Genomic DNA, 23,743 nt, shown 5'->3' on the forward strand with positions numbered 1-23,743 from the left:
CGCAAGAAGCGCGAAGAGAACAAGGGAACAGAAAATGACCAAAGTCATCAAGAACGGCACCATCGTCACGGCCGACCGCACGTGGAAGGCCGATGTGCTGATGCAGCATGGCAAGATCGTCGCCATCGGCTCCAATCTGCATGGCGACCACGAGTTCGACGCCACCGGCTGCTACATCATGCCGGGCGGCATCGACCCGCACACCCATCTCGAAATGCCGTTCATGGGCACCTATTCGGCCGATGATTTCGAATCCGGCACGCGGGCGGCCCTTGCCGGCGGTACCACCATGGTGGTCGATTTCTGCCTGCCGGCGCCGCAGCAGTCGCTGCTCGAAGCCTTGCAGATGTGGGACAACAAGACCTCGACGGCGTCCTGCGACTACTCCTTCCACATGGCGATCACCTGGTGGGGCAAGCAGGTGTTCGACGAGATGGCCACCGTCGTCGACAAGGGCATCACCTCGTTCAAGCATTTCATGGCCTACAAGGGCGCGCTGATGGTCGATGACGACGAGATGTATGCGTCGTTCCAGCGCTGCGCCGACCTCGGCGCGCTGCCCCTGGTGCATGCCGAGAATGGCGACGTGGTCGCCGCTTTGTCGCAGAAGCTGCTTGCCGCCGGCAACAACGGCCCCGAGGGGCACGCCTATTCGCGCCCACCGGAGGTGGAAGGCGAGGCGACCAACCGCGCCATCATGATCGCCGACATGGCCGGCGTGCCGCTCTATGTCGTGCATGTGTCCTGCGAGCAGAGCCACGAAGCGATCCGCCGGGCGCGCCAGAAGGGCATGCGCGTGTTCGGGGAGCCGCTGATCCAGCACCTGACGCTGGACGAGAGCGAGTATTTCGACAAGGATTGGGACCATGCGGCGCGCCGCGTGATGAGCCCGCCATTTCGCAACAAATTGCACCAGGATTCGCTGTGGGCCGGCCTGCAGGCGGGATCACTGCAGGTGGTGGCGACCGACCATTGTGCCTTCACCACCAAGCAGAAGCGCAACGGCGTCGGCGATTTCACCAAGATCCCGAACGGCACCGGCGGACTTGAGGACCGCATGCCGGTGCTGTGGACCACCGGCGTCAACACCGGCCGGCTGACGATGAACGAGTTCGTCGCGGTGACTTCGACCAACATCGCCAAGATACTCAACATGTATCCGAAAAAGGGCGCCATCGTCGAAGGCGCGGATGCCGACATCGTCGTCTGGGATCCGAAGCGGAAGAAGAAGATCTCCTCGAAGAAGCAGCAGTCGGTGATCGACTACAACGTCTTCGAAGGGTTCGAGGTGACCGGCCTGCCGCGCTTCGTCTTCTCGCGCGGCGAACTGTCGATCCAGGAGGCCGAGGTCAAGGCCAAGCCCGGCCATGGCGAGTTCGTTGGCCGCGAGCCGAATGCGGCGGTCAACCGGGCGCTGTCGACGTGGAAAGAGATTTCCGCGCCGCGCAAGGTGGAACGCACCGGTATCCCGGCGACCGGGGTTTGAGCTTGGCGCGTTCGGCCGCGCTCATTTCACTGGTCCTGGTGGCAAGTGTCGCCGGTCCGGCAGCGGCAGGCGGCGTGCTGGCCGGCTCCTGGGGCAATGATGTCGGCTGCGCCGGCGTCAAGGCCGGTTATCAGGACAGCGATGCCTATATCGTGCTGACGGCCGAAGGCATCGAGACTTATGGCAGCGGTTGCCGGTTCGCGCAGCAACTGACGCCGTTGCTGGGTGCGCAATCGCTGACTTCGACCTGTTCCGCCGAGGGCGAGGCCGGAACGACAATCGAAACCGTCGTGGTCACCAACAAGGGTGAGGATGGTTTCTTCGTCACCATTCCAGGCCTTGAGGAAATGGGGCCGCTGCAATCATGTTCGTGATGTCGGGGGGATGAGCATGCGCGGTTTTGCTCTGTCTGTTGCGATGGTACTCATGCTGGCTGCTGGTCAAGCGTCAGCGGCGGGCATCGATCTGTCCAAGCCCTATGGCAACAAGTCCGGCTGTATCAACAAGAACGGCCAGGAAGTCTATGCCGAAGACATGCTGCTGTTGACCGACACCGATCTGGTCACCGCGGCCAGCGCCTGTACCTTCACCGACAAGCAGGCGAAACCAGATGGCTCGCTCGCCATCAAGGCGCAGTGCGAAGCGGAAGGCGAGGATGGCCAGTCACCGACCGAATTCACCGTCAAGCGCAGCCCCAAGAATGCCAAGAAACTGGTGATCACCGATGCGGACGGCAATGTCATGGGGGAAGTCTCCCGGTGCCGATGACGATCAAGTTGCCATTGGTTTCAGGCAACCAGCGCATCCAGTTCCGGCAGCAGGACGACGCTTTCCTGTTCGTTGGGATCCGTGCGGGCAATGACGGCCGAAGACGGAGCGCCGCTCAGATTGGCCGGCAGATGCGGCACGCCGGCCGGAATGTAGAAGAGGTCGCCGGCCTTGACGACGATATGGTGCTCGAGCCGGTCGCCATACCAGGTATGAACTTCGCCGGAGAGGACATAGATCGCCGTCTCATGGCTCTCATGCATGTGCGCCTTGGCGCGGGCGCCGGGCGGCAAGGTGAGCAGGTGCATGCAGATGCCGGAGGAGCCGACGGTCTCCGTGGCGATGCCGGCGAAATAGGTCAGCCCTTGCTTGCCTTCATAAGTGCTTTCAGGGCGGATAAGATGACAAGTGGGTTTGGGCGACATCGGGAAACTCCGGGCGTCGATTGAGTGGGACAAGACCAATGGGACAGGGCGAGTGGAAAACAACATCGCGATAAAAGCAATCGGATTCCAGCCGGCGCCGCGGGGGCGGGAACGGGCAGGCGGCAGCCGATGACAGGGACTTCGCCAGCCGTCGTCGCGGCAAGCAAACTCGGACTGACCTTCCAAACCAATGACGGGCCGGTCCAGGCGCTGTCCAATGTCGATCTCACCATCGGCAAGGGGGAGTTCGTCTCCTTCATCGGGCCTTCGGGCTGCGGCAAGACCACGCTGCTGCGCGTCATCGCCGATCTGGAGAAGCCGACCTCGGGGACGATTTCGGTCAACGGCATGACAGCGGAACAGGCACGCGAGAAACGCGCCTACGGCTATGTCTTCCAGGCGGCGGCGCTGTTTCCGTGGCGCACCATCGAGCGCAATGTCGGGCTGCCTTTGGAGATCATGGGCCTGTCCAAGGCGGAACAGGCACAGCGCATCAAGCGCACGCTCGACCTCGTCAACCTCTCGGGCTTCGAGAAGAAATATCCCTGGCAGCTCTCGGGCGGCATGCAGCAGCGCGCCTCGATCGCCCGCGCGCTGGCCTTCGATGCCGACCTTCTGCTGATGGACGAGCCGTTCGGCGCGCTGGACGAGATCGTGCGCGACCATCTCAATGAGCAATTGCTGGAACTGTGGGGACGCACCAACAAGACGATCTGCTTCGTCACCCATTCCATTCCGGAAGCGGTGTATCTGTCGACGCGGATCGTCGTCATGTCGCCGCGGCCGGGCCGCGTGAGCGATGTCATCGAGTCGACGCTGCCGAAGGAGCGGCCGCTCGACATCCGCGAGACGCCGGAGTTCTTGGCGATCGCAGCGCGGGTCCGCGATGGGCTGCGGGCAGGGCACAGTTATGATGATTGAGCGCCCTGACAAGCGAGCGGCCAACCCTGCCTTCGTCATCCTAGGGCGAAGCAAGCGCGAAGCGGCCTGCTGGGAGGGAGCGGCCAACCATGCCTTCGTCATCCTAGGGCGGAGCAAGGAGCGAAGCGACGCGGCGCAGACCCTAGGATCCATGCCGTGACATCAGTCGAAAAACACAGACGGCCCAGAATGACCGCAAGGCAAATCACGGCGGCGGACTGTTTCCCTGGCTCGGGAGCCATGTTCAGCACCGTCGCGGAGCATAGAAGTAACGGCATGGATCCTAGGGTCTGCGCCGCGTCGCTTCGCTCCTTGCTCCGCCCTAGGATGACGAAGAAAAAGGCGCTCGACCTCCGCTTCGCTCCGGCCACCCTCTCCCCGTTGGGGAGAGGAGGGCGCCTGTCCGGCGAGGCTTGCTGATGGATAGCTTCCGCGACAAGCTCATTCCTGTCACCTCGATCCTCGCCGGCGTGGTCGTGCTCTGGTATGTCTTCGCCGTCATCCTCAACACGCCATTCCAGCGCGATCTCGACCGCCGCGCCGGTGAAACACATACTTTGAGCGAATTCATCGGCAAGACGCTGGCGCAGCCGAAGCCGACATTGCCGGCGCCGCATCAGGTGGCGGTGAATTTCTTTGAAAACACCTTCCTGCGGCCCATCACCTCGAACCGCAGCCTCGTCTACAATGCCTGGGTGACGCTGTCGTCGACACTGCTCGGCTTCGCTTTCGGCACGGCGCTCGGCATCATCATTGCTGTCGGCATCGTGCATGTGGCGACGCTCGACCGCAGCCTGATGCCGTGGATCATCGCCTCGCAGACCATTCCCATCCTGGCGGTGGCGCCGATGATCATCGTCGTGCTGGCGGCGATCGGCATCACTGGCCTGGTCCCGAAGGCGATGATCTCGACCTATCTGTCGTTCTTCCCGGTGACGGTGGGCATGGTGAAGGGCCTGCGCTCGCCCGAGATCATGCATCTCGACCTGATGCACACCTACAATGCCAGTCGTGCGCAGACCTTCTGGAAACTGCGCGTGCCGGCCTCAGTGCCGTTCCTGTTCACCTCGATGAAAGTGGCGGTGGCGGCAAGCCTGGTCGGCGCCATCGTCGGCGAACTGCCGACCGGCGCTGTCGCCGGCATCGGCGCCAAGCTGCTCGCCGGTGCTTATTACAGCCAGTCCATCGACATCTGGTCGGCGCTGGTTGCCGGTTCGGTGGTGGCGGCACTTCTGGTCATGGTGGTCGGCATTGCCGGGCGTATCGTCGACCGCGCCATGGGCGGGAGGCCGGCATGAACTGGCTGAAACCCTCCTGGCAAGCGGTGCTGGCGATCGTGCTGTGCCTGATCGCAGTCGCGCTCGGTGCCATCGCCGCGCCGAAAGTGGATCCACTGGCACAGCCCGCTGGCACGTTGATATATCCCTATGTAGCGACGACCTGGCCGATCTTCGGCGTGCTGCTTCTCGCCGCTTTGATCTCGATGGCCAGAATACCGTCCATCGTCGAAGCTGTTGTGCTTTTCATCGGCGCGCATCTGGTCGCCTGGCTGCTGATTGGAGGCATAGCCGGATTCGAGGGTCTGGCGCGGGCGCCGTTTTTCCTGCTGCTCACCGCTGCCTGGCTGCTTGGCTGGCGCTGCGTCGCCGTCCTGTCGGGCCTTCGCCCGATGGCAAGCTGGGCGCGGACCGCGCTGCGCCTGATCATCCCGGCCATCTTCGGCGCCTGGATCCTGATCATCTGGGAAGCGGTGACGCGCGGCGCCGGCATTCCCTTCATCCTTTTGCCGCCGCCAAGCGCCATCGGCGCCCGCATCGCCAGTTCGCTGCCGGTGCTCGGCGCCGATGTTCGCCAGACCATCTTCAAGGCGGTGATCTTCGGCTATGTCGTGGGCAGCGGCGCCGGATTCATCACTGCCGTGCTCGCCGACCGGGTGCCGTTCCTGCGGCGCGGCCTCTTGCCGATCGGCAACATGGTCTCGGCGCTGCCAATCATCGGCGTCGCCCCGATCATGGTCATGTGGTTCGGTTTCGACTGGCAGTCCAAGGCGGCGGTGGTCATCATCATGACCTTCTTCCCGATGCTGGTGAACACGGTCGCCGGGCTGGCCGCCTCCGGCCATATGGAGCGCGACCTGATGCGCACCTATGCGTCGGGCTATTGGCAGACGCTCTTGAAGCTTCGGCTGCCGGCCGCGGCGCCTTTCATCTTCAACGCGCTGAAGATCAACTCGACGCTGGCGCTGATCGGCGCCATCGTCGCCGAGTTCTTCGGCACGCCCGTCGTCGGCATGGGCTTCCGCATCTCGACCGAGGTCGGGCGGATGAACATCGACATGGTCTGGGCCGAAATCGCAGTTGCAGCACTTGCGGGTTCGGTCTTTTATGGCGTGGTCGCTCTTGTCGAAAGAGCCGTCACGTTTTGGCATCCCTCTGTCCGTGGTGGATAGGGGCGGTGGGTTTAAGGGCACTAACTTCAGAGGGTAAAAACATGAAAAGACTGATTATTCCCGTTCTGGCCGGCGCGATGTCGCTGGCCGCTTTCCAGGCAATGGCCGCCGACAAGGTGACGTTGCAGTTGAAATGGGTCACGCAGGCCCAGTTTGCCGGCTACTATGTCGCCAAGGCCAAGGGTTTCTATGAGGCCGAGGGTCTCGACGTCGACATCAAGCCGGGCGGTCCCGATATCGCGCCCGAGCAGGTGATCGCCGGCGGCGGCGCCGACGTCATCGTCGACTGGATGGGCGGTGCGCTGGCGGCCCGCGAAAAGGGCGTGCCGCTGGTCAACATCGCCCAGCCGTTCAAGAAGGCCGGCATGGAACTGGTCTGCCCGAAGGACGGCCCGATCAAGACCGAAGCCGACTTCAAGGGCCACACGCTCGGCGTCTGGTTCTTCGGCAACGAATATCCATTCTACGCCTGGATGAACAAGCTCGGCCTCAAGACCGAAGGCGGCCCGGATGGCGTCACGGTGCTCAAGCAGAGCTTCGATGTGCAGCCGCTGATTCAGAAGCAGGCGGATTGCATCTCGGTCATGACCTATAACGAGTACTGGCAGCTGATCGACGCCGGCTACAAGCCGGAGCAGCTGACCGTGTTCAACTACTCGGCGATGGGCAACGACCTGCTCGAGGACGGGCTCTATGCGTCGGAAGACAAGCTCAAGGATCCGGCCTTCGAAGACAAGATGGTGCGTTTCGTGCGCGCCTCGATGAAGGGCTGGAAATACGCCATCGACAACAATGACGAAGCCGCAGGCATCGTCATGGACGGTGGCGGCCAGGACGAGAACCACCAGAAGCGCATGATGAGCGAAGTCGCCAAGCTGATCGACAATGCCGACGGCAAGCTCGACCCGGCGACCTACGAGCGCACCGCCAAGGCGCTGCTCGACCAGAAGATCATCACCAAGGAGCCGACCGGCGCCTACACCACCGCCATCACGGACAAGGCTGTGAAGTAGGCCTAGTCGGCAACATATCGATCTAGAGACGGCGCCTTTTGCTAGAGGCGCCGTTCCTTTATGGTGTTCATGACGAAGCTGGTTTCGATCGAGGCGACGCATTTCAGCCGCGCGATCTTTTCCTTGATGAAGCGCTCGTATTGCTCGAGGTTTCCCGTCACCACCTTCAGCACATAGTCGCGCGAACCGGTGACGAGGTGGCATTCCAGCACCTCTTCCCAACCGCAGATCGCGTCCTCGAACATCACGATCTCGTCTTCGTTCTGGCGGCTGAGCCGGATGGTGGCGATGGCGACCATGCTCCAGCCGAAGGCTGAGGGATCGACCAGCGTGGTGTAGCCTCTGATGACGCCGGTTTCCTCCAGCCGCCGCACTCGCCTCAGGCACGGCGACGGCGACAGGCCGATCCGCTCGGCAAGCTCGTTGTTGGTGATGCGGGCGTCGGCCTGCAGCTCACGCAGGATCTTGCGGTCGAAATCATCGGCTATCTTCTGCTGCACTTTTGGTCTCTCCGGGCAATTTGTTGCGGGAATGCAGCCATGCGAGCCCAAGAATAGCAAGGACTGGCGGATCGGGATCGCATAAATTGCCGTACGACACTCCTCAAAAAGCAGGAAAAGCCATGACCGCGCCACGCCCGTCGAAAACCCATATCGGCAACCACAAGCTCCACCCGGAGACGCTGATGCTGAGCTATGGCTTCGATCCGCAGCTTTCGGAGGGCGCGGTCAAGCCACCAGTGTTCCTGACCTCGACCTTCGTGTTCAAGTCGGCGGAAGAGGGACGCGACTTCTTCGACTACACGTCCGGCCGCAAGGAGCCGCCGAGCGGCACGGCGTCCGGCCTGGTCTATTCGCGCTTCAACCATCCCAACAGCGAGATCGTCGAGGACCGGCTGGCGATCTATGAGGGGACGGATGCCTGCATCCTGTTTTCATCAGGCATGTCGGCGATCGCCACGACGCTGCTCGCCTATATCAGGCCGGGCGACGTCATCCTGCATTCGCAGCCGCTTTACGGCGGCACCGAGACGCTTTTGACGCGCACGCTTTCCGGTTTCGGCATCGGCGCTGTCGGCTTTGCGGACGGCGTCGATGAGACAGCGGTGCGCGCCGCCGCCGACGCGGCCGTCGCGAAGGGCCGCGTGTCGGTCATCCTGATCGAGACGCCGTCAAATCCGACCAACAGCCTGGTCGACATCGCGCTGATGCGGACGATCGCCGACGAGATCGGTGCGCGCCAGGGGTCGACGCCGATCGTCGTCTGCGACAACACATTGCTCGGCCCGGTGTTTCAACGGCCGATCGAACACGGCGCCGATGTCTCCGTTTATTCGCTGACCAAATATGTCGGCGGCCATTCCGACCTGATCGCGGGCGCCGCGATGGGCAGCAAGGCGGTCACCAAGCCGATCAAGGCGCTGCGCGGCGCAATCGGCACGCAGCTCGACCCGCATTCCTGCTGGATGCTCGGCCGCTCGCTGGAGACGCTGTCGATCCGCATGGAACGGGCCAACGACAATGCGCGCCTGGTCGCCGAATTCCTGCGCGATCATGCCAAGGTCGACAAGGTGCACTACCTGCCGTTCCTGGGCGAGGATACGCCGGCGGGCCGCGCCTACAGAGCGCAATGCACCGGTGCCGGCTCGACCTTCTCCTTTGATATCAAGGGCGGGGAGAAGGCGGCTTTCGCCTTTCTCAACAACCTGCAGATATTCAAGCTGGCGGTGAGCCTGGGCGGAACGGAATCCTTGGCCAGTCACCCCGCAGCCATGACCCATTCGGGCATTCCCTTCGAGGTGCGCCAGCGCATTGGCGTGTTGGAGACCACGGTCAGGCTGTCGATCGGTGTCGAGCATCCGGACGATCTGATCGCCGACCTGACGCAGGCGTTGGCAGCGGTCTGAACCGCCTCCGGGTCGTCCGCGGCTCCGTTTGCACATAAGCGTTACCGGGTGGAGCCTTCTGCTCTCACAACCGTTGTGTCGGTGCATCCGTGCGCCGGGGGGCCGCGGAGGATGTTGCTCGTCAAACGGAGATTCTCATGCGTATCCAATCCTTGGCACCAATGCTCTCGGCACTGGCCATCTCGGCGTCCTTCCTCATGGCTTCACCGGCTTTGGCTGAGACAGTGAAGCTGACGGCAACGCTGGACGGCGGCCAACAGAATCCGCCAGTGACCACGAAAGGCAAGGGAACGGCCGCTCTCACCTTCGACACGGTCAAGAAGAAGCTCAGCTGGAACGTCAAATATTCCGGGCTGAGCGGGCCGGCCACGGCCGGACACATTCACGGCCCAGCCGCGGTTGGTGAGAACGCCGGGGTGGCGATCCCGTTCAAGGGCAAGCTCAAGAGCCCGATCAAGGGTTCGGCTGTCCTGACTGACGCGCAGGCCGCCGACCTGATGGCCGGCAAGGACTATGTCAATTTGCACACGGCGGCCAACAAGGACGGCGAGATCCGTGGGCAGATCGAGGCCGCGAAATAGCGCGAGCGGTATGACAAAAAGGGGCGGGCGACCGCCCCTTTTTGTTTGGATTACGCCTTGTCGCGGATCTGGGTCATCGTCCGGGTCGGTGTGATCGCTTCGGGGTCGAGCCGGATTTCGACGATCGCCGGCTTGCCGCTGGCGCGCGCACGTTCGAAGGCCGGTGCGAAATCGGCGGTCTTCTCAACCGTTTCGCCATGACCGCCATAGGCGCGGGCGAGGGCCGCAAAGTCGGGGTTCTTGAGATCCGTGGCCACCACGCGGCCGGGATATTCGCGCTCCTGATGCATGCGGATGGTGCCGTAGATGCCGTTGTTGACGACGACGACGACGATCGGTAGGTCATATTGCACGGCGGTGGCGAACTCCTGCCCGTTCATCAGGAAGCAGCCGTCGCCGGCGAAAGCGACCACGGTGCGGTCCGGAAACAGCTCTTTGGCGGCGACCGCCGCAGGCGTGCCATAGCCCATCGAGCCCGATGTCGGCGCACCTTGGGTGGCAAAGCGGCGGAAGCGGTGGAAACGGTGCACCCAAGTGGCGTAATTGCCGGCGCCGTTGGTGAGGATGGCGTCGTCGGGCAGCATTTTTTCCAGGTAGTTCATGATCGGCCCCATCTGGACCGAGCCGGGGCCGCTTTCCGGCGGGGTCGACCAGTCGAGATAGGCGGCATGCAGTTTTGGCGTCTCGGCTGCCCAAGTTGGCGCCGAGGCCGGCTTGCGCTTGGCGAAAGCTTCGATGAAGGAGGAAGGCGAAGCGTTGATCGCCAGTGTCGGCCGGTAGACGCGGCCGAGTTCGCCGGCGTCGGCATGGACATGGACCAGCGTCTGGTCGGGGTAGGGGCTTTTCAACAGCGTGTAGTCGGACGACGGCATTTCGCCCATGCGGCCGCCGATCAGCAGCACGAGATCGGCTTGCTTGATGGCTGTGGCCAGCTTCGGATTGATGCCGATGCCGACATCGCCGGCATAGCTCGGATGCAGATGATCGAACAGCATCTGGCGGCGGAAGGAACAGCCGACCGGCAGCGACCACGCCTCGGCGATCGTGCGCATCCGCGCCACCGCCTCGGCATCCCAGCGCGTGCCGCCGAGGATGACGAAAGGCCGCTTGGCCTTGCCGAGCAGCTTCTCCAGCGCGTCGAGTTCGGCTTCGCCCGGCCGGGTTTCGACCGGTGTGTGCGGCAAGACGATGGGTGCCTCGACGACGCTGGTCAGCATGTCTTCCGGCAGCGAGATGACAACCGGGCCGGGGCGGCCCGATGTCGCCACCGCGAAGGCGCGGGTGACGAATTCCGGGATGCGCGAGGCATCGTCGATCTCGACCACCCATTTGGCGATGTCGCCGAAGAACCTGACGTAGTCGACTTCCTGGAAGGCCTCGCGCTCCTTGGCGTGGCTGGCGACCTGGCCGATGAACAGGATGACGGGTATCGAATCCTGCATGGCGATGTGGATGCCGGCCGAGGCGTTGGTGGCGCCGGGGCCGCGGGTGACGAAGCATATGCCGGGCTTGCCGGTCAGGCGGCCGTGGCAGTCGGCCATCATGGCGGCACCACCTTCCTGGCGGCAGACGATGGTGCGGATCGCTGAATCGTGCAGCGCGTCGAGCACCGCCAGATAGGATTCACCGGGCACGCAATAGATGCGGTCGGTGCCATTGGCTTCGAGCGCGTCGACGATCAGTTGTCCGCCGGTCTTCATTGTCCAGACTTCTCCAGTTCGGCAAGGATTTCTTGCGTGTGCTCGCCCAGGCGCGGTGAGGGGCGCTCGTAGACCAGCGGCGTGCCCGACATCACCATCGGCGCACGCACCGAAGGCAGAAGATTGCCATGGCCGTCGTCGAGATCGAGCCGCATGCCGCGCGCGATGGTCTGCGGATCGGCGAACATCTGGCCGATCGTGTTGATCGGGCTCGCCGGCACGCCGGCCGCTTCCAGCTTTGCCAGCAACGGATCGCGGTCGAAAACCTTCAGCGCCTCGATCATGCGCTCGCGCAGCTTGACCCGATTGGCGACCCGGGCAGGGTTGGTGGCGAAGTCGGGATTTGCAGGCAAATCGTCCAGCCCAACGGCAGCGCAGAACTTGGCGAACTGGCCGTCATTGCCGACCGCCAGGATGATGTGCCCATCCCTGACCGGCACCACCTCGTACGGGGCGATGTTCATATGCGCATTGCCCATCTGCACGGGCGACTTGCCAGAGACGAGGTAGTTCAAATTCTGGTTGCCTAGGGCCGAGATCTGGGTGTCGAAGAGCGCCATGTCGATGTGCTGGCCGTCGCCGGTCTGCTCGGCATGACGCAGTGCTGCCTGGATGGCGATGACCGAATAGAGGCCGGTGAAGATGTCGGAGATGGCGACGCCCGCCTTTTGCGGCTCGCGGCCGACCTCGCCGGTGATCGACATCATGCCGGCCATGGCCTGGATGATGAAGTCGTAGCCGGCGCGTGGCGCGTAGGGTCCGTCCTGACCAAAGCCGGTGATCGAGCAATAGACGAGGCGGGGGTTGATCTTGCGCAGGCTGTCATAGTCGAGGCCGTATTTCTTCAGGCCGCCGAGCTTGAAGTTCTCGATCAGTACGTCCGAAGTCGCGACCAGCCGTCGCACGGTCTCGGCTCCCTCCGGCATCGAGAAGTCGATGGCGATGGAGCGCTTGCCACGATTGCAGGAATGGTAATAGGCGGCCGACAGGTTCTCGCCGTCCTTGCCCATGACGAAGGGCGGGCCCCATTTGCGGGTGTCGTCGCCGCCATCGGGGCTCTCTACCTTGATGACATCGGCGCCGAGATCGGCAAGCAATTGCCCGGCCCATGGCCCGGCAAGGATGCGGGCGAGTTCGACGACGCGGACGCCTTTCAGCGGGGGCTCAGCCATGGATCACCGTGGTTGCTGCAATCACCTTGATTGCTGCGAAAGCAGAGCCTCTATCAAGCCCTGCAACGGCTGTCACGGCTCTTGCGATAGGCCAATCCGTTGCGCTTTCAGGATATCGTCCGCCCAATCTGTGAAATCACCCATGATGATGTCGCGGTTCACCTCGTTCAGGCTTTCGTGGCGGGTGTCGGCGTAAACCTTTGAAACCAGATTCGAAAAGCCCATCGCGCGCATGCGATTGGCAAGATGGGTGATCCCTTTGCCATAGTCGGAAGCCGGATCCTTTTCGCCGCCAACGATGCTGACGGGGAGGTCGCGCCTGATGCCGGCAAAGCCGGCATCCTTGCCGCCGTTGAGCGCCATCGAGACCACGTCGCGCCACATCGACACCGAGGCATCCCAGCCGCAGAGCGGATCGGCGATGTATTTCGCCACTTCCGCCTCGTCGCGTGACAGCCAGTCGAACAATGTGCGGTGGTTGGGTACCGCCTTGCCCCAGGCCTGGAAGGTGAGCTTCGGCAACAGCCGTGACGGCACGTCGGAGCCGAGCCGCATCCGTTCCCACGCAAGGATGCCAAGCGCTACCTGTCCGAGCAGGCCTTGGGAGAAATTGCCGTTCCAGATCGCGGCGGCATGAACGCGCGGCGAGTGGCGCAACAGGTAGTTCAGCGCCACGGAAGCACCCATCGAATGGCCGAAAAGGATGACGGGCAGGTTCGGCTGTTCGCTGGCGATCAGATCATGGATGGCGTCGACGTCGACGATCACCTTGGCGGGGCCGTCCCTGTCGGCGAACCTGCCGATCGGCGCGTCTGGGGCCTTGGTCGCGCCATGGCCGCGATGATCGTGGACATAGGTGTGGAAGCCGCGGGAGCCAAGAAAATCGGCAAAGCGGGCATAGCGCGCAGCGTGCTCGGCCAGGCCGTGATTGATCTGGACGACGGCACGTGCCCGGCCATCAGCCTGTTTGACGAAAAGATTGAGCTCGGCACCGGTCGGCGAGGTAACCACGCGCTGCTGGCTGAATGACATGCCGCTCGGTCTCCAGGCTCTGGCCGCCACCGTGGCGCCGGCTTTGTTTGCGCCGACGCCGGTTGTGCGTCAATTGGCAAAGCCGGCTTTTCCGCGACGATGTTTCTTGCGTTTGGCCAGCAAAATATCGCAATTCTGACATGGAGACAGCTTCAGTCTGTCGCCCACTTCTTCAGCCGGGGATTTTCCATGCGCATTGGTGTCGTTTTCGGATTGGCCATGCTGGCGGCTTCGCTGGCCGGGGCGGCGCGTGCCGACGTCAAGATGAGCGGCACTTTCGTTGCCGACGCTGCCTGTCCGGCGACGCAAGCCATCAAGAACGGCAAGAACCCCGGCAATGTCTCGACCGATGCCGGGCAGAGCTACCAGCTGCTTGCCGGCAACAAGGATGCGCCGACGCACTATCTCATCCTGGTGCCGGGCGCCGATCCGGAGCGCCGCTGGGTGAAGGTCACCTGCGGCCATGTTTCGGGCAGCAGTGCCGCGACGGTGCCGGCCGCACCGGGCGGGCAAGGCAAGCCGGCGGCGTCGGGAAAACCCGAATACGTCTTCGCGCTGAGCTGGCAGCCGGCCTTCTGCGAGACCAAGTCGAGCAAGACCGAATGCAAGGCGCAAAATGCTGGTGATTTCGACGCGACGCATTTCACCTTGCACGGCCTGTGGCCGCAGCCGAACGGCAATTTCTATTGCCAAGCGACAGCGAGCGACAAGGCCAACGACAATCCGGCCCACTGGAAGGACCTGCCGCCGGTCAATCTGGACGCCGACACCCGCACGGAACTCGATCAGGTGATGCCGGGGACAGCTTCGAAGCTCGAACGGCATGAATGGATCAAGCACGGCACCTGCTACGGCAAGAGCCAGCAGGAATACTTCTCCGACGCGCTCAACCTGATGCGCGCGGTGAACAGCTCGCCGGTGCGCGATCTCTTTGCGAAGAACATCGGCGGCAAGCTGACGGCTGACCAGATCCGCGGCGCCTTCGACACTGCCTTCGGGGCGGGAGCAGGGGACCGCGTGCGCGTTTCCTGCGTCATCGATCCGTCGAGCGGCAGGCGGCTGATCGGCGAACTGACGCTCGGCCTCGCCGGCCCGATCGGACCCAACAGCGCGCTCAAGGATCTGTTGCTGGCCTCGGTGCCAACCAACAAGGCGGGCTGTCCGACAGGCAATGTCGACGCGATCGGCTTCCAGTAACACTCAACAGAGACTCCGGACTGTCGCGCTGCCGCGCCCTGGTGCTATGCTGCGCGCGCATCATTCGGGCGGGGGTCGCAATGGATGGCATGACGAGCAGCGCACTGGCGCGGCTGGCTTTCTGGGCCAGGGGCATGGTCTCGATAAACGATGCCCGCATGGAATGGCCGGGCTTTTCCTATAGCGACGCAGAGTGGGCACGCATGCGAACGCTCTCCGAACCTATCGGCGTCGGCACCTACCGGCTGTTCACGATCGTCAATGCGGTGATTTTCATCGCTATTGCGGCGATCGGCATTTTCGGCGTCTTCCTGCCGATGGCGACGTTGCTGTTTCCTGTGCCGGCGGAAACCAGCACGCTGACGTTTTCGCTGCTGCTGGCGGCTTGTGCATTCCTGATCATTGGGCTCGGCCTGCCGATCTCGATGCGCCTTTCGGCCATGCTGGTGGGTGGCAAGACGATGCGAGCAGCACTTGTTTCCGCGCCCGGCGACGCGGCACTGGCGTCAAAAGTGTCCTGGCAGATCAACCGCATCATGCTGATCATGTGCGGCCTGCTGGTGCCAGGCATCCTGCTGTTCATTGCCTTCGATATCCAGGCCGGGCCGATCATCACGGCGCTGAAATGGCTGGCGATCGCGCTGATGGCGGTTTCCACCGGGACAGGCCTTCGGCGGCAGAAGAAGTCGCAACAACGGAATTAGATCTGCGCGGATTTCGTCCAGGCAATTGCTGCGTCGGCTTCGTGACCGCCCGGCTCGCCGACGACGCGATCGCGACCGGTCGATTTCGCCTTGTAGAGACGCTGGTCGGCAAGAGCGAACAGGTCGGCCAGGCAGCGTGTCGTTTCGCTGACGCTTGAAACGCCGGCACTGACGGTCAGCTCGAAGCGGCGGGTGGCGGCCGATGCCTTGACCGCGTAGCGGATGCTTTCGCCAAACAGCCTGGCGACCGAATGCGGGCGCGAACTGAGGATGGCGAATTCCTCGCCGCCGATCCGGAACACCTGGTCCTCGGCGCTTGCCGCCTCGCCAAGCAGGGCTGCGACCGCTTTCAGCACCTTGTCGCCTTCGGCATGGCCGAAACGGTCGTTGATCGACTTGAAATGGTCGACATCGATGATCAGCAGGCTGAGCGGCCTGGCGGTGCGCAGGCTTACCTGGACGGCGGCTTCACCGTCGGCGTCGAAGCGCCCGCGATGCAGCAGGCCGGTCAGGCCGTCACGTCCGACATGTTCGACCAGCGCTTCGTAGCGTTCGCGATAGGTTAGTGTTTCGAAAATGTCGGTCAGCCCGCGTGGCGCCGTGATCTGGCGCTCTTCGAACCATTTGAGATAGGCGACAAGCATGGTGCTGAAGGTCAGCGCCGCCGCCATCTTGGCGACCCAACCGCCGAAAAAGACTGCGATCGGTGCGCCGGCGACGAAATGCAGCGCGATGAAGAACCCGGCCTGGTCGAAGGTCAGCACGCAAGCGACCGAAATCAGGATGCGTGCGAACTGTGCCTTGCGCAGATGCCGCCCGAGCTTTTCATAGAGCAGTATGATCAGGATGGCGTCGACGAACAGCAGCGTCGTGCCCCAGACCATCAGCCAGCCCATCTGGTCGATGAAGCCGATGTCGGGAAGCCTGCCGTCGGGAAGTGCCGCGATGGCGTGGAGGCGCAGCAGCAGTACCAGTCCGATCATCAGCGCATTGCCAAGCAGCAGGCCGTAGATCGGCTGACGCACGGTGGCGGCATCCTCTTTCATGTAGAGCAGCAAAAGCATCACCAGCTTGCCGGAAAACAGCACTGCCGAGCCGGGAGAGACCATGCCGAACGGCAAGGCAACGTAAAAGACGCTGGCGAGATAGGTCTCGAGGAAGTGCATGACGCCGAGCGCGCAGACGAAGACGCCGAGGCCGATGCGCCGTCTAAAGCGGAAAAGCGTCACCATGACGCTGAAGTAGACGACCGCTTCGGCAAGGAGCAGGAAACTGTTCAGCAATGCCGTCGATCCGATCTTTCTCCTGAAATCGCGGCAAATCAGCGATTCCACCTCGATCCTGTTTTGACGCGGAAGGGTTAACCGGAGCTTTCAGCGCGCCCGGTGAGCGTGGAAAACCTCAGCGCTTGGCGGACACTTCCGCGTGTGAGCGGCCAGATGCGGCAAAAGCGATTGCCGTTCGCCGCCGCATCGCCTACATAGCGGCCAACCTCCATTCAATTCGACAATCCAGTCAGTTTTTTCAGGGAAAGCGCGCGTGGCACGCCAGTTCATCTATCACATGGCCGGCCTCAACAAGGCCTATGGCACCAAGAAGGTGCTCGAGAACATCCATCTGTCCTTCTATCCGGACGCCAAGATCGGCATCCTCGGCCCCAACGGCTCGGGCAAGTCAACGATCCTCAAGATCATGGCCGGGCTCGACAAGGAGTGGAACGGCGAGGCGTGGCTCGCCGAAGGCGCCACTGTCGGTTACCTGGCGCAGGAGCCGGCGCTCGATCCGGCTAAGACCGTGTTCGAAAACATCATGGAAGGCGTCGCTGCGAAGACCGCCATCATCGAACGCTACAACGAACTGATGATGAACTACTCCGACGAGACGGCCGACGAGTCGGCCAAGCTCCAGGATGAGATGGACCGGCTCAACCTCTGGGATCTCGAGCAGCAGGTCGAGATGGCGATGGAAGCGCTGGGCTGCCCGCCCAAGGATTCGGAAGTCACCAAGCTGTCGGGCGGCGAGCGCCGCCGCGTCGCGCTCTGCCAGCTCTTGCTGCGCCAGCCCGACCTTTTGCTGCTCGACGAACCGACCAACCATCTCGACGCTGAAACCACGGCGTGGCTGGAAAAGCATCTGCGTGCCTATCCGGGCGCCGTGATGATCATCACCCACGATCGCTACTTCCTCGACAATGTCACCGGCTGGATCCTCGAACTTGATCGCGGTCGCGGCATTCCCTATGAGGGCAACTACACCAAGTACCTCGAAGCCAAGGCCAAGCGGCTCAAGCAGGAAGGCCGCGAGGATGATGCCCGCCAGCGCGCCATCGGCCGCGAGCGCGAATGGATCCAGTCGAGCCCCAAGGCTCGCCAGACCAAGTCCAAGGCGCGTATCCAGGCGTTCCAGGATCTTTTGGATGCAGCCGACAAGCGGCGTCCGAGCGATACGCAGATCGTCATTCCGCATGGCGAGCGGCTCGGCAATGTGGTGATCGAGGCGGAAGGCCTGTCGAAGGGCTTTGGCGACACGCTTTTGATCGACGGGCTGGAATTCAAGCTGCCGCCCGGCGGCATCGTCGGCGTCATCGGCCCGAACGGCGCCGGCAAGACGACGCTGTTTCGCATGATCACCGGCCAGGAAAAGCCGGATGCAGGCTCCGTCCGCGTCGGCGAAACCGTGAAGCTCGGCTATGTCGACCAGAGCCGCGATGCGCTTGATCCGTCAAAGACGGTGTGGGAAGAAATTTCCGGCGGCGCCGAAGTGGTCAAGCTCGGCAAGTTCGAAGCCAACACGCGAGCCTATTGCGCGTCGTTCAACTTCCGTGGCGGCGACCAGCAGCAGAAGGTCGGCAACCTGTCCGGCGGCCAGCGCAACCGCGTGCATCTGGCCAAGATGCTGAAGACCGGCGGCAATGTGCTGCTGCTCGACGAACCGACCAACGATCTCGATACGGAAACGCTGGCCGCACTCGAAGACGCGCTGGAGAACTTCGGCGGTTGCGCCGTCATCATCTCGCACGATCGCATGTTCCTCGACCGTCTGGCGACGCATATCCTCGCCTTCGAAGGCGATAGTCACGTCGAATGGTTCGAGGGCAATTTCGAGGATTACGAGCAGGACAAGATCCGCCGCCTCGGCCCCGATGCCGTCAACCCGCACCGCATGACCTACAAGAGGCTGACGCGGTAAGGGGCAGGGGTCCGTTGCGGGCGATCGTCGTTTGACCTAAATTGGGTTGACGGAGCTTTTCATGATCACAGTGAAACTGCCGCAAAAGACCGAAAAGCTGCTGGCCGACATGGCCAAGGCGAGTGGCCGCACGACCGATCAGGTCGCAGTCGACGCGATCCTCGAGGCCATCGAGGATTGGCAGGACGCCAGGATTGCCGAGGAACGGGTCAGGAATGATGACGGTGTTCGTATCCCGCTGGAGGAGATGATCCGTCAGCTTGAACTTCGTGAACGCGACGAGCTTAGCAAGAAGCCCGCCGCTGAATGAGTTGGCGTGTCGAGTTCACGCCGCGCGCTAAAAAGGACATTGAGCGGCTTTCGACGAAGGATCAGCGCCGTGTCCTCGAATTCCTCGACGGGAGAGTTTCAGCGCATCCCGATCCAAGAGTTCTTGCCAAACGCCTTACCGCAACCAAAGAAGAAGCTTGGCGGTTTCGCGTCGGCGACTACCGGATCATCGTCCAGTTCTGGGATAGTCGTCTTGTCGTCCTGGTCGTGGAAATAGGCAACCGTCGCGAGGTCTATCGATGAACACCAGCGCCATTTCACAAAAGTCAGATTGGTCCGCCGCCCAATATCTGAAATTCGAGGACGAGCGCACCCGACCCGCGCGGGACCTTGTGGCGCAGGTGCCCGTCGACTTCCCGCGCCGGGTCGTCGACATCGGCTGCGGGCCGGGCAATTCGACCGAGCTGCTTGTCGAGCGCTGGCCGGATGCGCAGGTGAGCGGCTTCGACACCTCCCCCGACATGATCGAGAAGGCGAGGGCGCGCCTGCCCGAGGTCACCTTTGATCTCGCCGATGCCGCCAAATGGCAGCCGGCGGAGCCGGTCGACGTGATTTTTGCCAATGCGGTGTTCCAGTGGCTGCCCGAGCATCCCGCGGTCTTCCAGCGGCTGATGGGTTTTCTCGCCCCAGGCGGCGCGCTCGCCATCCAGATGCCCGACAATATGGGCGAGGACTCCCACCGCCTGATGCGGGAGACCGCCGCCGAAATGCCATTTGCCGAAAAGCTGAAGGGCGCTGCGCGCGGCCCGCTGCTGCCGGTGTCGTTCTATTATGACCTCCTGTCGCCGCTCAGTGATCGGCTTGATATCTGGCACACGATCTACAACCACCCGCTTGCCGACGCGCAGGCGATCGTCGAATGGGTGAAATCGACGGGCCTGAAGCCTTTTGTCGACCCGCTCGATGCGAATGAGAAGGCGCTGTTCCTCGACAGCTACACGGCCAAGATCGCCAAGGCCTATCCGAAGACGGCGAGCGGTAAGGTGCTCTTGCGCTTTCCGCGCATTTTCATCGTCGCCAAACGGGCCTGATTATCCACGTTGCACGGCGCCCGTTGCGGCCGCTTGACCCGGTTTCGCCGCCATGCATCGCGTTGGGGTCACGATGGCCCATGGCAGGGGGGTGGATGATGACATTGAAAAAGATGCTTTTCGGCGGCAGTGTGTGCGCGGCGGCACTTCTGGCGTTCTCGATCTCGGCGCAAGCCAAGCGGGCGCGCTGCTTCACCAGCGATGACGGCTATTTCGCATGCAGCTATCGTGCGATCGATGATGCGGGCAGCTTCCGCATCTCGGCGCCGGGCTATCCGACCTATGTGCTGGAGATCGACGGGCCGGGCTTTGCCTATGGCTATGTCAATCTCGGCCGTCGCAACGTGCCGTTGCCAGGCCAGTTCGTGCGCAGCCGCGACGACGGCGCCTGCTGGAACAACCCGCAGACCAACACCAAGCTCTGCGCCTGGTGAAACCAGGCTTAAGTTGGCCCAAACCTTTGGTTTAAGCCGGTGTAAACCGCCGCGGTGAGAAAAGTGTTGCGCCGGAGCGTTCCGGCGCCCACATGAAGCCCGCAACGCCTGCGGATGGGACGGACTGGATATATGCATCGCGTCATCATCAGCGGCATCGGCGTTGAAATCCCTGAAGCCAAGATCACCAACGAAGAGCTGGTCGCCAGCTTCAATGCCTGGGTCGACACGGAGAATGCGCGCCGCCTGGGCACCGGCGAGCCGCCGCTGCCGAAATCGGACAGTGACTTCATCGTCCACGCCTCGGGCGTGCGCACCCGTCATGTGATCGAGCGCGAGGGCATTCTCGATCCGACCCGCATGGCGCCGCGCATTCCGGCACGGCCTGATGATGCGCTGTCGCTCGAAGCCGAGTTCGGCATCGCCTCCGCCAAAAAGGCTCTCGATCATGCCGGGCTGAAGCCGTCCGATATCGACCTGGTGATCTGCTCGGCCTCGCATCACCAGCGGCCCTATCCGGCAATCGCCGTCGAAATGCAGGAGGCGCTGGGGACAAAGGGCGCTGGCTTTGACATGGGGCTTGGCTGTTCTTCGGCGGCGGCGGCCTTGCACATTGCCGTCAACCTGGTGCGGTCGGGCGCGCACAAACGGATTCTCGTGACGACGCCGGAGATCATCACTGGCCACCTCAATTTCCGCGACCGGCAGACGCATTTCATCTTCGGCGACGCTTCGGTGTCGATGGTGGTCGAAGGACTGGCCAAGGGCGACAAGCGGCCAGGGCGCTTCGAGGTGCTCGACACGCGCGTCTGGACGCAGATGTCGAACAATATCCGCACCAATCTGGGCTATCACACCCGCACTGCCCAAGATGATCCCTACATGATCAATCTGGAAGGCAATCTGATCAAGCAGGTCGGCAACAAGGTGTTCAAGGAAGTCACCGTCGCCGGGCAAAAATTCATCGTCGAATTCCTCGCCGAGCATGGGCTGACACCGCAGGCGATCAGGCGCTTCTGGCTGCATCAGGCCAATGCGCGCATGAATGCGATGATCCTGAAACTGTCGTTCGGCCACGAGGTCGACCACGATCGCGCGCCGATGGTGCTGGAGCGGCTGGGCAACACGGCGGGCGCCGGCGCCATCGTCGCGCTGTCGGAAAACCATGCCGACATGAAGCCCGGCGATTTCGGACTGATCTGCGCCTTTGGCGCGGGCTATTCGATAGGCGGCGCGCTATTGCGGATGCTGTAGAGCATTCGATGTTCAGGTGACGCCGGCCTGCAAATAGCGGCGTGCCCAAGGTGCTGCCCAGCCGGCTCACGCCCGTCTCCCATTCCCGCTCAGCCTGACCTGACGCTCAACACCCGCGTGTTGGGGCGTGTCCCGGTTTGAAATCAAACGATCTCGTTTCAGAAACGGAGGATTTTCCGATGGTTGATGCCCGATGCAGTTGCGGCGCTCTCACGTTGACGCTGCCAGGACCTTCAAAACTGGTCGTCGCCTGTCATTGTCTTGATTGCCAACGCAGAACCGGCGCGCCCTTTGGCGTCGGCGCCTTCTATCCGGCCGACGCGGTCGTCATTTCCGGACCCGCGAAAGAATTCATCCGCGATGCGGCAAGCGGCGGCAAGGTCCACACCTACTTTTGTCCAAATTGCGGCTCGACGATCTGTTGGAAGGCCGACAACCTGCCGTCGATGGTCGGTGTTGCCATCGGTGCGCTGGCAGACCCAAAAAGCCCGCCCCCTGTCAGATCGGTTTTCGAGCAGTCGAAACATGATTGGGTTCAAATCGGTGGCGCCGTCGAACATTTCCCGCAAAGCAGTGCGGCAAAGAAATCGGGCTGAGACTGGCATTCAACCACCGTGTCAGGCTGGGGCGAACGGCACCAGCATCGGCACGCGCCTGGCGTAGTCGTCATAGGCCGTGCCGAGTTCGCCGCGCAGGAAGCTTTCTTCCAGTCTTGCCTTAGTCACGATGCCGATGATGAGCAGGGCAGTTCCGGCTATGCCCCAGACGGTGCCCTTGGCCGCCATGGTGGCGAGGATCGCCAGCAGCAATCCGGTGTAGATCGGATGCCGGACAAGGCCGTACGGGCCGGTGTTGATGACCCGGTGCCCGGCCTTGGCGGTGATGGTGCCCGACCATAGCCTGCCAAGATGCAGGCGCGCCCACCAGGCAAAGGCGATGCCGATGGCGATCAGGGCGACACAAATCCAGGCTTCGGGGAGATCAGGCATCCACAGCCTGAGCCGGCCTTCATAGCCGTGCGCCGGAATGAACAGCAGCACCGCGCCGGCCAGCCAGAGACCCCGATAGCGGGCCTCCGCCCTCAATCCGGCGCGCTTCTGGGCAGGGTCGGACCACAAAGCGGCTACGGCCCAGGTTCCTGCCCAGATCAACCAAAGCAACGTGATTGCTGTCACGGGTCGCATCATCAGCCTCCGCGAACTGTCCTGATATCACCATGAAACCGGCACAGCGCGGCGGCAATGCGGCGCGACGCCGGACGGGCTTCATTCCTGGTAAGAAGATCGTGATCCGCGGGCCTATCCCCTGGAACAACTGAACATCCATTGCACGCCGAAGGCGTCGACCAGCATGCCGAAGCTGGCTCCCCAACCTTGCCGCGCCAGAGGCACGGTGATCCGCCCGCCTGCGCTCATGCGACCGAAGAGCTCCTGCATGGCGGCCAAGTCTTCGAACTCCAGGCAAAGGGCGGAGCCCTTCATCGGCTCGGCGTCGTCATTGTCGGAGGCATGAAACAGGACGCCGGAGCCTTCAAACCGGGCATGCAATACCTTTCCGCGCATGGCTTCGGTTCGCACCGGCATGTCGTTGTCTCCCCAGCGCAGCAGGATCGTTGCCCGGCCGAGACCGCACCGCTCGTAGAAGGCCAGTGCCGGCTCGCAATTGGTGGTGAAGAACAGCGAAGGGGAGAGCCGCATCAGGTAACTCCTGTTCATCACAACGGTCAGATCAGAGCGCGGCTGCGCTGGCGGCGGCGATGAGCATGTCGCCCGTATATTGTCGGTCACCGATGCCCCAGCCGCCGTCGGGCGCATTGACGATGTTGATCCAGGTGTTCTCAGGCCGGTGCCCCGGCACGCAGAGTTCGGCGACAATACCGGCGGCTGCGGTGATGAAGGTCCTGCGGGCTTCGACCGAGCCTAGTCCGATGTTGGGCAATTTCAATTCCACCATGACGACAGGCCGATTGGCGCCGCCCGCATAGATGTGGTGAGGCGGCAAGATGTGGACCGTGCCGCCGACGATCGCGGTGAAGAACGAATTGCCGGTGGCGCCGGAGGCTTCGATGAGGGCGGTGCTGAGACGCGGCAGGATCTCGCGCTCTCCTGCCGGGGTCAGTATGCCTTCCGGCGCGGTCACGGTTATTGGCAT

The 23,743-nt window shown here is 62.8% G+C and carries 27 protein-coding genes; 18 read left to right on the top strand and 9 right to left on the bottom strand.

Features of this window, described 5'->3' with window-relative positions; genetic code table 11:
- The first annotated feature begins 34 nt into the window (after nucleotides 1-34).
- The 3 genes from hydA to ACZ89F_RS10170 are packed head-to-tail and all read left to right on the top strand — an operon-like array spanning nucleotide 35 to nucleotide 2,254.
- Nucleotides 35-1,486, top strand: a complete 1,452-nt coding sequence (hydA, locus tag ACZ89F_RS10160) for a dihydropyrimidinase (RefSeq protein WP_476091573.1) — start codon at nucleotides 35-37, stop codon at nucleotides 1,484-1,486.
- 2 nt (nucleotides 1,487-1,488) lie between these two features.
- Nucleotides 1,489-1,860 (top strand): hypothetical protein, encoded by a 372-nt coding sequence (locus ACZ89F_RS10165; RefSeq protein WP_476091574.1) that lies wholly within the window; start codon nucleotides 1,489-1,491, stop codon nucleotides 1,858-1,860.
- Nucleotides 1,861-1,870: 10 nt separating this feature from the next.
- Complete coding sequence (locus ACZ89F_RS10170) at nucleotides 1,871-2,254, top strand: hypothetical protein (RefSeq protein ID WP_476091575.1); 384 nt, start codon at nucleotides 1,871-1,873, stop codon at nucleotides 2,252-2,254.
- Nucleotides 2,255-2,274: 20 nt separating this feature from the next.
- On the opposite strand, the gene ACZ89F_RS10175 is transcribed toward ACZ89F_RS10170, so the two are convergent.
- Nucleotides 2,275-2,679, bottom strand: coding sequence for a cupin domain-containing protein (locus tag ACZ89F_RS10175; RefSeq protein WP_109668350.1), 405 nt, complete (start codon nucleotides 2,677-2,679; stop codon nucleotides 2,275-2,277).
- A gap of 129 nt (nucleotides 2,680-2,808) precedes the next feature.
- Here ACZ89F_RS10175 and ACZ89F_RS10180 point away from each other — a divergent pair, with 129 nt between their 5' ends.
- The 4 genes from ACZ89F_RS10180 (at nucleotide 2,809) to ACZ89F_RS10195 (ending at nucleotide 7,062) form a co-directional block, all read left to right on the top strand.
- The gene (locus tag ACZ89F_RS10180; RefSeq protein WP_476091576.1) at nucleotides 2,809-3,600 is read left to right on the top strand and encodes an ABC transporter ATP-binding protein; all 792 of its coding nucleotides are present in this window, start codon (nucleotides 2,809-2,811) and stop codon (nucleotides 3,598-3,600) included.
- Nucleotides 3,601-4,019: 419 nt separating this feature from the next.
- Entirely contained in the window at nucleotides 4,020-4,898 is an 879-nt protein-coding gene (locus ACZ89F_RS10185; protein ID WP_476091577.1) for an ABC transporter permease, read from the top strand.
- Nucleotides 4,895-6,049, top strand: coding sequence for an ABC transporter permease (locus tag ACZ89F_RS10190; protein ID WP_476091578.1), 1,155 nt, complete (start codon nucleotides 4,895-4,897; stop codon nucleotides 6,047-6,049). Before ACZ89F_RS10185 ends, ACZ89F_RS10190 begins: the two co-directional genes overlap by 4 nt.
- 41 nt (nucleotides 6,050-6,090) lie before the next feature.
- Nucleotides 6,091-7,062: an ABC transporter substrate-binding protein gene (locus tag ACZ89F_RS10195; RefSeq protein WP_013530916.1), complete on the top strand. Its 972-nt coding sequence runs from the start codon at nucleotides 6,091-6,093 to the stop codon at nucleotides 7,060-7,062.
- Between the two features lie 41 nt (nucleotides 7,063-7,103).
- On the opposite strand, the gene ACZ89F_RS10200 is transcribed toward ACZ89F_RS10195, so the two are convergent.
- Nucleotides 7,104-7,562: an Lrp/AsnC family transcriptional regulator gene (locus ACZ89F_RS10200; RefSeq protein WP_476091579.1), complete on the bottom strand. Its 459-nt coding sequence runs from the start codon at nucleotides 7,560-7,562 to the stop codon at nucleotides 7,104-7,106.
- Between the two features lie 122 nt (nucleotides 7,563-7,684).
- On the opposite strand from ACZ89F_RS10200, the gene ACZ89F_RS10205 reads away from it, so the two are divergent.
- Together ACZ89F_RS10205 and ACZ89F_RS10210 are read left to right on the top strand one after the other, a co-directional pair.
- Nucleotides 7,685-8,968, top strand: a complete 1,284-nt coding sequence (locus tag ACZ89F_RS10205) for a cystathionine gamma-synthase family protein (protein ID WP_476091580.1) — start codon at nucleotides 7,685-7,687, stop codon at nucleotides 8,966-8,968.
- Nucleotides 8,969-9,105: 137 nt separating this feature from the next.
- The gene (locus ACZ89F_RS10210; protein ID WP_476091581.1) at nucleotides 9,106-9,549 is read left to right on the top strand and encodes a CHRD domain-containing protein; all 444 of its coding nucleotides are present in this window, start codon (nucleotides 9,106-9,108) and stop codon (nucleotides 9,547-9,549) included.
- 50 nt (nucleotides 9,550-9,599) lie between these two features.
- On the opposite strand, the gene ACZ89F_RS10215 is transcribed toward ACZ89F_RS10210, so the two are convergent.
- The 3 genes from ACZ89F_RS10215 to ACZ89F_RS10225 form a co-directional block, all read right to left on the bottom strand.
- Entirely contained in the window at nucleotides 9,600-11,249 is a 1,650-nt protein-coding gene (locus ACZ89F_RS10215) for a thiamine pyrophosphate-binding protein (protein WP_476091582.1), read from the bottom strand.
- Nucleotides 11,246-12,421, bottom strand: a complete 1,176-nt coding sequence (locus ACZ89F_RS10220) for a CaiB/BaiF CoA transferase family protein (protein WP_476091583.1) — start codon at nucleotides 12,419-12,421, stop codon at nucleotides 11,246-11,248. Before ACZ89F_RS10220 ends, ACZ89F_RS10215 begins: the two co-directional genes overlap by 4 nt.
- 72 nt (nucleotides 12,422-12,493) lie before the next feature.
- Nucleotides 12,494-13,453: an alpha/beta fold hydrolase gene (locus ACZ89F_RS10225; protein WP_476091584.1), complete on the bottom strand. Its 960-nt coding sequence runs from the start codon at nucleotides 13,451-13,453 to the stop codon at nucleotides 12,494-12,496.
- Nucleotides 13,454-13,642: 189 nt separating this feature from the next.
- Here ACZ89F_RS10225 and ACZ89F_RS10230 point away from each other — a divergent pair, with 189 nt between their 5' ends.
- Both ACZ89F_RS10230 and ACZ89F_RS10235 read left to right on the top strand, forming a co-directional pair.
- Nucleotides 13,643-14,650, top strand: a complete 1,008-nt coding sequence (locus ACZ89F_RS10230) for a ribonuclease T2 family protein (protein WP_476091585.1) — start codon at nucleotides 13,643-13,645, stop codon at nucleotides 14,648-14,650.
- An 80-nt stretch (nucleotides 14,651-14,730) separates the two neighbouring features.
- Entirely contained in the window at nucleotides 14,731-15,354 is a 624-nt protein-coding gene (locus ACZ89F_RS10235) for a hypothetical protein (protein WP_476091586.1), read from the top strand.
- Here ACZ89F_RS10235 and ACZ89F_RS10240 read toward each other — a convergent pair.
- Nucleotides 15,351-16,637, bottom strand: coding sequence for a GGDEF domain-containing protein (locus ACZ89F_RS10240; RefSeq protein ID WP_476097256.1), 1,287 nt, complete (start codon nucleotides 16,635-16,637; stop codon nucleotides 15,351-15,353). The genes ACZ89F_RS10235 and ACZ89F_RS10240 overlap by 4 nt on opposite strands.
- A 256-nt stretch (nucleotides 16,638-16,893) precedes the next feature.
- Between ACZ89F_RS10240 and ettA the strand changes: the two genes are divergently transcribed.
- The 7 genes from ettA (at nucleotide 16,894) to ACZ89F_RS10275 (ending at nucleotide 22,188) form a co-directional block, all read left to right on the top strand.
- Entirely contained in the window at nucleotides 16,894-18,543 is a 1,650-nt protein-coding gene (ettA, locus tag ACZ89F_RS10245) for an energy-dependent translational throttle protein EttA (RefSeq protein ID WP_436160784.1), read from the top strand.
- Between the two features lie 61 nt (nucleotides 18,544-18,604).
- Entirely contained in the window at nucleotides 18,605-18,853 is a 249-nt protein-coding gene (locus tag ACZ89F_RS10250; protein WP_476091587.1) for a DUF6290 family protein, read from the top strand.
- Nucleotides 18,850-19,116, top strand: coding sequence for a type II toxin-antitoxin system RelE family toxin (locus ACZ89F_RS10255; RefSeq protein WP_476091588.1), 267 nt, complete (start codon nucleotides 18,850-18,852; stop codon nucleotides 19,114-19,116). The genes ACZ89F_RS10250 and ACZ89F_RS10255 overlap by 4 nt, the downstream gene beginning before the upstream one ends.
- A complete protein-coding gene (gene tam, locus ACZ89F_RS10260) occupies nucleotides 19,113-19,904 on the top strand; it encodes a trans-aconitate 2-methyltransferase (protein ID WP_476091589.1) in 792 nt (263 codons plus the stop codon). The genes ACZ89F_RS10255 and tam overlap by 4 nt, the downstream gene beginning before the upstream one ends.
- Before the next feature lie 98 nt (nucleotides 19,905-20,002).
- On the top strand, nucleotides 20,003-20,338 hold the full coding sequence (locus ACZ89F_RS10265) for a hypothetical protein (protein WP_476097257.1): 336 nt from the start codon (nucleotides 20,003-20,005) through the stop codon (nucleotides 20,336-20,338).
- A gap of 132 nt (nucleotides 20,339-20,470) precedes the next feature.
- Nucleotides 20,471-21,592, top strand: a complete 1,122-nt coding sequence (locus tag ACZ89F_RS10270; RefSeq protein ID WP_476091590.1) for a beta-ketoacyl-ACP synthase III — start codon at nucleotides 20,471-20,473, stop codon at nucleotides 21,590-21,592.
- Between the two features lie 179 nt (nucleotides 21,593-21,771).
- Nucleotides 21,772-22,188 (top strand): GFA family protein, encoded by a 417-nt coding sequence (locus tag ACZ89F_RS10275; RefSeq protein ID WP_476091591.1) that lies wholly within the window; start codon nucleotides 21,772-21,774, stop codon nucleotides 22,186-22,188.
- Nucleotides 22,189-22,209: 21 nt separating this feature from the next.
- Here ACZ89F_RS10275 and ACZ89F_RS10280 read toward each other — a convergent pair whose 3' ends face one another.
- The 3 genes from ACZ89F_RS10280 to ACZ89F_RS10290 form a co-directional block, all read right to left on the bottom strand.
- Nucleotides 22,210-22,776, bottom strand: a complete 567-nt coding sequence (locus tag ACZ89F_RS10280; RefSeq protein WP_476091592.1) for a methyltransferase family protein — start codon at nucleotides 22,774-22,776, stop codon at nucleotides 22,210-22,212.
- A 114-nt stretch (nucleotides 22,777-22,890) separates the two neighbouring features.
- On the bottom strand, nucleotides 22,891-23,289 hold the full coding sequence (locus ACZ89F_RS10285) for a VOC family protein (RefSeq protein WP_476091593.1): 399 nt from the start codon (nucleotides 23,287-23,289) through the stop codon (nucleotides 22,891-22,893).
- A gap of 31 nt (nucleotides 23,290-23,320) precedes the next feature.
- Nucleotides 23,321-23,743 (bottom strand): tautomerase family protein, encoded by a 423-nt coding sequence (locus ACZ89F_RS10290; protein ID WP_476091594.1) that lies wholly within the window; start codon nucleotides 23,741-23,743, stop codon nucleotides 23,321-23,323.

It is taken from the genome of Mesorhizobium sp. USDA 3734, from assembly GCF_056279665.1.